Annotated in this window: 1 protein-coding gene and 1 pseudogene; one reads left to right on the top strand and one right to left on the bottom strand. The window is 67.1% G+C overall.

The genetic code is table 11. The features are described 5' to 3' along the window. Positions 1-582: pseudogene (locus ACYP5B_RS45965) on the bottom strand (tyrosine-type recombinase/integrase); the annotation flags it as partial. A 143-nt stretch (positions 583-725) separates the two neighbouring features. On the opposite strand from ACYP5B_RS45965, the gene ACYP5B_RS45960 reads away from it, so the two are divergent. Then, the coding region (locus ACYP5B_RS45960; protein WP_459574022.1) for a DNA-binding protein at positions 726-1,009 on the top strand (284 nt) is incomplete at its 3' end.

Below are 1,009 nucleotides of genomic sequence, written 5' to 3'. Positions count from 1 at the left end.
CGGCATGGCGTCGATGGCGTCCTTGACCGCCTGCCACATGTCGTGGCTCAGGTAGCGCGTGACGCGCGGCTTGGACTGGCCGCGCCGGCTGCGCGCTAGCGAGAGCGGGTTGCCGGCCAGGTAGCCGGCGTCGACCAGCCAGGCGAACAGGCCATTGAGGATCACCATGGTGTGGCGCGCGCTGGCCGGGGACAGCGGCCCGGCAAACGGCCGCCACGCGGGCGCGCCGCGCGCCAGCTTCTTGCGCGACGCCATGACCCAGCGCCAGGCTGGCTGCGGATCGGCCAGGAAGCGCTCGTACAGCAGCAGATCGTCATGGGTGAGCGACGACAGCGGCTTGCCGTGCTGCATCACGGCCCACAGCAGCAGCCGCTCCACCTCGCGCCGATAGGTCTGCAGGGTGGCGGGGGTGTCGGCGTAGCGGGCCAGCCAGGCTGTCACCGCCGCCAGATCGTCGGCGGCTGAGATCTGCGGGGTGCCGCCGCGCGCCCGGTTGCTGCCGGCGGTACCGCTCAGTTCGGCGGGCAGGCGCAAGCGCTCGATCGGGGTGGCGGGCAGGGTGGTGAGGGGGAGGGGTTCCATCGGGGTGGCGGGCGGCATGGTGTGAGGGTAGCCATAATTATAGACAGAATGGTACTTATGTCTAAAGATTTAGAAATTTACTCAAATAATTAACGTATTACGTAGTAATATTTATCGAAATTAATCTTGTCGGCCGCCCAAACATGACTGCCAGCCCCGAATACGCGTCGTCCGACGCCGCCCTGCAGGCCACGCTCGCCGCCGAAGTGGCCGCCCTGCGCGCGCAGTTCCCCGAGACCCGCGCGCTCTACCGCGAGGTCTGCGCCCTGTTGTTCTTCAGGTATGGCATCACGCCCACCGCCAACAAGCTCTACGGCCTGGTGCGCAAGGGCAGCATGGGCACGCCCACCGAGGTGCTGGCGCAGTTCTGGCAGGACCTGCGCGACAAGATGCACGTGACCATCGCCCACCCCGAGCTGCCGGACGC

This window comes from Cupriavidus sp. 8B (genome assembly GCF_054589115.1).
This window is presented reverse-complemented; position numbering and strand designations above follow the sequence as displayed.